This is a genomic window from Aeromonas eucrenophila, assembly GCF_000819865.1.
In the GTDB taxonomy this organism is placed as follows: Bacteria; Pseudomonadota; Gammaproteobacteria; order Enterobacterales; family Aeromonadaceae; genus Aeromonas; species Aeromonas eucrenophila.
On sequence record NZ_CDDF01000001.1, the window covers coordinates 125,605 to 131,655 of the forward strand.

5 protein-coding genes and 2 tRNA genes are annotated in these 6,051 nt (G+C 63.1%); 5 read left to right on the forward strand and 2 right to left on the reverse strand.

Going from position 1 to position 6,051, the window contains the following annotated elements; genetic code table 11:
* Positions 1–31 precede the first annotated feature (31 nt).
* On the reverse strand, positions 32–949 hold the full coding sequence (locus BN1124_RS00480) for a DMT family transporter (RefSeq protein WP_042638106.1): 918 nt from the start codon (positions 947–949) through the stop codon (positions 32–34).
* Between the two features lie 167 nt (positions 950–1,116).
* On the opposite strand from BN1124_RS00480, the gene BN1124_RS00485 reads away from it, so the two are divergent.
* The 3 genes from BN1124_RS00485 to BN1124_RS00495 all read left to right on the forward strand — a co-directional run bounded on the left by BN1124_RS00485 (position 1,117) and on the right by BN1124_RS00495 (position 4,728).
* Positions 1,117–1,995 carry a helix-turn-helix domain-containing protein gene (locus BN1124_RS00485; RefSeq protein WP_378052079.1) on the forward strand — a complete coding sequence of 293 codons (879 nt, stop codon included), beginning with the start codon at positions 1,117–1,119 and terminating at the stop codon, positions 1,993–1,995.
* 260 nt (positions 1,996–2,255) lie between these two features.
* Positions 2,256–3,890, forward strand: a complete 1,635-nt coding sequence (locus BN1124_RS00490) for a DUF2813 domain-containing protein (protein ID WP_042638110.1) — start codon at positions 2,256–2,258, stop codon at positions 3,888–3,890.
* Positions 3,891–4,008: 118 nt separating this feature from the next.
* Positions 4,009–4,728 (forward strand): hypothetical protein, encoded by a 720-nt coding sequence (locus tag BN1124_RS00495; RefSeq protein WP_042638112.1) that lies wholly within the window; start codon positions 4,009–4,011, stop codon positions 4,726–4,728.
* Positions 4,729–4,857: 129 nt separating this feature from the next.
* Here the strand turns inward: BN1124_RS00495 and BN1124_RS00500 are convergent, their stop codons facing one another.
* Positions 4,858–5,325: a tetratricopeptide repeat protein gene (locus tag BN1124_RS00500; protein WP_048822914.1), complete on the reverse strand. Its 468-nt coding sequence runs from the start codon at positions 5,323–5,325 to the stop codon at positions 4,858–4,860.
* A gap of 388 nt (positions 5,326–5,713) precedes the next feature.
* On the opposite strand from BN1124_RS00500, the gene BN1124_RS00505 reads away from it, so the two are divergent.
* Both BN1124_RS00505 and BN1124_RS00510 read left to right on the forward strand, forming a co-directional pair.
* A tRNA-Met gene (locus tag BN1124_RS00505) sits at positions 5,714–5,790 on the forward strand.
* Positions 5,791–5,882: 92 nt separating this feature from the next.
* A tRNA-Met gene (locus BN1124_RS00510) sits at positions 5,883–5,959 on the forward strand.
* The last annotated feature ends 92 nt before the right edge of the window (positions 5,960–6,051 follow it).

Genomic DNA, 6,051 nt, shown 5'->3' on the forward strand with positions numbered 1-6,051 from the left:
TTGGAAGGCGTTACCTTAGGGGCTGCCGCGCTCAGGGGCAAGTGCCGTTTGCCGCCTTGGCAGAGGGCCAGCGCCAGCTCTTCAGGGGCGGGGCGAAGATCACCAGGTTGCCGATGAGGCTGATCACCACGCCCACCACTGAGACCGTCTGCCAGACGAAGCCCTCATACAGGGTGGAGAGGCTGAGCGCCACCAGGGGGAACAGCACTGTGGCGTAGGCGGCCTTGCTGGCGCCGATGCGCCCCACCAGGGTGAGGTAGGCGGTGAAGGCGATGACGGAGCCGAAGATGGCCAGATAGACCATGGCCGCGAGGTAGCGGGGCTCGGTCGGCAAAACCAGGGATTGGCCGAGCACTGTGACCCAGCCCAGCAACAGCACCACCCCGTACACCATGCCCCAGGGCACCATCTGCAACACCTGATAACCCTGGCGCTGGCCACGGGCCGACACCAGATTGCCGAGGGAGAAGCAGAGCGTGCCCGCGCAGGAGAACAACAGACCCTTCCAGGCGTTTGCACCCAGTTGCGCATCCGCCAGTACCGGCCAGAACAGCAAGAGTGTGCCGACGAGCCCCAGCACAGAGCCCTGCAACCAGCGCAGCCCCGGCTTCTTGCCTTCGAACAGCCAGAGATTGAGGCCGTTGAAGATGCTGGCACTGGCGAAGATCACCGCCGACAGGCCGCTCGGGATATAGAGGGTGGCGTGATAGAAGCAGAGAAAGTTGGTAGAGAACAGCAGGCCGCCGAGCAGGGCCGCGTAACGCTGACCCGCCCATGGCAGGCGCGGGAACTTGCCGCTGAGGGTGAGCAGGGCAAACAGCGCCAGGGCGGCCAGGGCGAAGCGGTAGAGTACCGAGACCTCGATGGGAATGGGGCCGAGCTGCCAGGCGATGGCAATCCAGGTGCTGCCCCAGATAAGGACGGTGGAAATATACAGCAACAGGTTCATAAGGGATCCGGTGAGAAAAGGAGAACAAGATAGGGATCAGCATGGGCCGCCCGGGACGTGCTGGCTTACAGCATCTTGCGGTTTTTTTGGTATGGCCGCTGCGGCGGGCCCGAGGGACGGGTAAGATGGGGCAGGATGAAGGGCGAGGCAGAGGCAGGTTGCAGCAGATGAGACAGGCGGGAGTATTCGATGCACTGGTCAGCACGGGGGCGCGGCTGGAGGATTCCTGCTGGCTGGAGCCCGGGCTCGGGGTCGCCAGCTGGCGCAACTGTTACGATCAGACCCGCTACCACAAGCCCGGTCACCACACGGTCAGCGTCTACCTGCAGGGGGGCGAGCAGACCGAGCGGCTGGACGGACCCGGCGGCCACGGTGGCACCGGCAAGGTGTGCATCATGCCGGATCACCACAGATCCGAGTGGCTGGTGCGAGAAGAGTTTCGCTTCTTTCACCTCTATTTCAGCCCCGATCACCTCGGCCGCATCGCCGAGCAGGCCTGTGACAAGGAGGGGCGCCACCTGGTACTGGAAGACAAGACCTTCATCGAGGATCCCCAGGCCGCGGCCCTGGTGCAGGCCCAGCTGATGAAGCTGGACTGGCAGCACGGGGTCGATCGCATGGCGCTCTCCCACGGCGCCTGGATGCTGATGTTGCACGCCTATCGCCACCACACTCGGGAGGCCCCCAGCCTGCCCGAGGTGCGCGGCGGGCTGGCCCCGGTGGTGATCCGGCGGGTGCAGGAGTACCTGCTGGCCCATCTGGCCGAGCCAGTCACCTTAAGCGAGCTGGCCCGGGAGGCGGGCTTAAGCGAATACCACTTCGCCCGCATGTTCGGCCAGAGCCTCGGCTGCCCGCCCCATCGCTACCTGCTGGGGCTGCGGCTCAAGCGGGCCAAGCAACTGCTGGCGGGGCGCGATCCCCTGGCCAGCATCGCCGCCCAGTGCGGCTTCTCCTCCCAGGCACACCTTGGCAACCGCTTCCGGGAGGCCTTCGGCCTGAGCCCGGGTCAGTGGCGCAGCCAACTGTCATCCCATTGTCACGGATGAGTCGCACACTGCTTGGGTAACGGCGGCACAGCCGCCATCTATCCACCAAGGAGTGCCCATTGAATCATCGCAAGCGTCAGGTCCGTACCCGTCATCTCTGGTTCAGCCATTGGAATGGCCCCAAGACTCGTCTCTGTGTCCCCGCCGTCCCCGAACCCCTCGTTCCTCACAGTTCCCGCTGAAAGTCACTCTGATCCGGTAGGATTTTGCGGGCAACTTTGCCACTATGATGCCATCAGAATGGACTTGGGTATGGCCTCATGTTTCTGGAACGTATTGAAGTCAAAGGTTTTCGCGGGATAAATCGACTCTCCCTCGGGCTGGATCATACCACTGTCCTCATCGGCGAAAACGCCTGGGGTAAATCCAGCCTGCTGCGCGCCCTCTGGTGCCTGCTGGGGGATGCGGAGCCCTATCAATTCGTCCGCGATGATTTCCACCAACCGGAAGATCCCGAGCTGGCCTCCTCACGCAACCTGCAGCTGGTGCTCACCTTCAGCGAATACCGCCCCCAGATGTGCCAGCACTCCCAGCGGCTGGCGCGCCTCGGCGCGGCCTGGACCCCGCACCGGGACAAGTTTCACCGCATCCACTACCGTGCCAGCGCCGAGCTGCAAGATGACGGGAGCGTGCTGACCACCCATGACTTTCTCGATGGCATCGGCAAGAGCCTGGAGCTCGACAACAACGCCGAGCTGGTGCGGCTGCTCATCACCATGAACCCGGTGTTCCGGCTGCGGGATGCCCGCACCAATCGCGACGGCGTCGAAACGCTGCCCTGGGGGGACTTGTCCACCCAGCGGCTGGGGGAGCTGTCCGGCAAGCTGACGGATGAGCCCCAGCGCATCGGCGAGCCCGAGCTGAAGGAGGCCTTGCTGGCGGTGCGCCAACTGATGGAGCACTACTTCAGCGCCCTGGCGCCCATCAAGAACAAGCCGCGCAGCCAGCGGGAGATCGTCAACAGACCCATGACACTGCGTAACCCCGGCAACCTGCAGATGTTGCTGCGCAATGCGGACAACCGGGCCCTGCAACTGGCGATGGCGGGCATGGCGGCCATGCTGCTCAACGCCCGTGGCAACCGGGAGCTGGCGCAAGGGGCCAGGCCCATCATGATCCTGGAAGATCCCGAGAGCCGACTGCACCCGACCATGCTGGCGCTGGCCTGGGGTTTGCTCGAGCAGTTGCCAGGGCAGAAGTTGCTCACCACCAACTCGGGGGACCTGCTCTCCTCCTTGCCCCTCAATCAGGTGCGCCGGCTGGTGCGCCGCCAGCAGGACATCCTCTGCCATCAGCTCGGCGGCGAGCGCTACAGCAGCGACGATCTGCGCAAGATTGCCTTCCACGTGCGCATCAACAGGCCCATGTCGCTGTTCGCCCGCAGCTGGCTGCTGGTGGAAGGGGAGACCGAGATCTGGTTGCTCTCGGAGCTGGCCCAGATCTGCGGTTACAGCCTGCGGGCGGAAGGGGTGCGCATCATCGAATTCGCCCAGTGCGGCCAGGCGCCGCTCATCAAGGTGGCGCGCGACTTTGGCATCGAGTGGCACCTGCTCACCGACGGCGATGAGGCCGGCATCAAGTACGCCACCTCCGCCCGCTCCCTGCTCAAGGGCGAGCGGGAGCGGGACAGGATCACCCAGCTGCCGGCGGCCGACATCGAGCACTATCTCTATCACAACGGGTTCGAGGCGGTGTTTCGGCGCGAGGCCGGGGTAGGGGGGCGCTCGGCCCTCAATGCCGGGCGCATCATCTCCAAGGCCATCCATCATCGCAGCAAACCCGGTATGGCGCTGGCGGTGGTGGAGGAGGCGGAGCGACTCGGCAGCGAGCACATACCGCCGGTGATCCGGCAGATGTTCGCCAGGGTGGTCGCCCTGGCACGGGGACAGAGCTAGATCCGGCGATCGTCTTTGTCAGCGTTGGGGATGGGGGGGAGTTTGGATATACTCCCCCCTCTGTTTTTATTGGCGGGCGCCCTTGAGCTCCCGTTGTCTGTCTGCTGTCGGAGACCCTATGTTCGTCCAACTTCCTTTTTGGCTCTTTCCCCTGACCGGTCTGATGGCCCTGGGCGCCCTGATCGCGCTGGGGCTGGTGCTGTGGCGCGGGGATCTCTGCCCGGGCCAGCGCTCGCGGATCACCAGTCAGCTGTTCTCCATCTGGGTGATCACCGGGCTCTCCCTGATGCTGGCCATCGAGGCCGGCATGAGTGGCTGGCTCGTCTGGAGCGGCGGCGCCGCCCTGATCCTGGGGATCGCCCTGTCGCTGGCCCAGTCCCGCCTCGAGGGCAAGCGCGCCATCCCGGCCAGCCTGCTGTGGCTGCCTGCCATGCCGCTCGCCCTCTATGGGGCGGGCCTGCTGCAGATCCAGGGCTGGCTCGGCGGCGTGCTGCAGATGGTGTTGTTGGGGGCGGCTTTCGCCCACCTGATGCTGCTGCGTGCCCGCCACCGCCTGCAGGCGTTCAATCTGTTGCTGCCCCTGGCGGGGCTGGTGGCCGCCATCCTGGGTCTGCTGTGGCTGGCGGTGCTGGTGGGTTGGCAGGGTAACAGCGAGGGGCTCGAGGCCCTGATCCCCGGGGTGCTGACCCAGGCGGGCCTGCTGATCGCCTCCCTGCTGCTCTGGTTCAGCCCCCTCTATCGCCGGCAGGAGACGGCTCCCGTGGTGGTGTCGACCAGCCTGTGCGGCCTCATCATCGCCCAGCTGGCGGCGACCAGCGTGCTGCATCAGCTGGTCTGAGCCCTCGTGCTTGATGAAAAAGCCCGCCCCGACACTGTCGGGGCGGGCTTTTTTACGGAGATATCGCTGTCACCCAGGCACGGGCTGGCTGCGGCTCGAAGGCAGGGGGGCATTATCCAGAGTGGATCCTTAGTTGACCGCCACTCCCGCCGTTTTCAGGGCGGCCGCCAAATCCTGCGCCTCCTCACATTGCCCACACAACCCCTGCAAAATATGTAACTGATCCTTCGCCCTCTGCGGATCCCCGTTTTGCAGATGTGCCTCGCCCAGGTATTCATGGGCCCCCAGATGCTTGGGGTTAATTTTCAGGGCCTGATAGTAGTAGGGGAAAGCCTCGGACAGTCGGCCCGATTTGCGTGCCACATAACCTGACCAGTTCCACACATCGGCCGAGTTGGCCTCGTCGCGCCGCAGATCGCGCAGTATCGCTTCGGCCTGCGGCCATTGCTGTGCCTTCACCAGCTGCTCAGCCTGTTGCAGTTGCTGCTGCGTATTTTTCTGTGGTGCCAGCGACTCACCGCCACCACCACCCCCGCCTCCTGAGGCGACGACTGCCGTGCTCACGAGGAAGCAAATGCCCATTAACGCTCTTTTCATGATGTCTCTCCATGATATCGGGGTTGGATAGTCACTTACCCCATACCGTAACTTAGACCAATTTCTTGCCCCAATAGGCGATAGGCTCGTGGTCGGCATAGAGACAAGCGCACCCAGCGGGAGGGAGATCCCGTTGATGTTGGCTGGCATGAGAAGGGCAGGGGGCACAGAGCGATATTCGGCCAAGTGGTGAATACAGCGGGATATAAGAAGGGCTTGGCCATCCATAAAAGCAGATTTCCTGGCTTGCTATCCAATTGATTTGTTTGAAAAACATGCTTTGCGTTTTAAAAACAAACAATCTGCACCACTTTAAATCGGTAAATAAACTTTTTTAGGATATTTACTTGCAATTTTAACTCTCGGGCCTATTATTGGCGACCTCAGACGCGGGGTGGAGCAGCTCGGTAGCTCGTCGGGCTCATAACCCGAAGGTCGTCGGTTCAAATCCGGCCCCCGCAACCATCTGAGTGTCAGCATCGAAAGCACGGTTCACGTGATGGTTGATGAAGAAGAATCGAATTGGCTACTGCTCGGCCAGCTCGAAAAAATTCGGACGCGGGGTGGAGCAGCTCGGTAGCTCGTCGGGCTCATAACCCGAAGGTCGTCAGTTCAAATCTGGCCCCCGCAACCAACTATTTGTGTGCATGGCACGGCATCTGCCGATGCGATGCTGCGAAGACACAAGCTGCTACTGCTCGGCAGGCTTGTGGTGAAAAGTCCTGG

Coding starts and splice junctions, on each gene's coding strand:
- BN1124_RS00480 (WP_042638106.1), bottom strand. CDS start 949: ATGAACCTGTTGCTGTATATTTCCACCGTCCTTATCTGGGGCAGCACC.
- BN1124_RS00485 (WP_378052079.1), top strand. CDS start 1,117: ATGAGACAGGCGGGAGTATTCGATGCACTGGTCAGCACGGGGGCGCGG.
- BN1124_RS00490 (WP_042638110.1), top strand. CDS start 2,256: ATGTTTCTGGAACGTATTGAAGTCAAAGGTTTTCGCGGGATAAATCGA.
- BN1124_RS00495 (WP_042638112.1), top strand. CDS start 4,009: ATGTTCGTCCAACTTCCTTTTTGGCTCTTTCCCCTGACCGGTCTGATG.
- BN1124_RS00500 (WP_048822914.1), bottom strand. CDS start 5,325: ATGAAAAGAGCGTTAATGGGCATTTGCTTCCTCGTGAGCACGGCAGTC.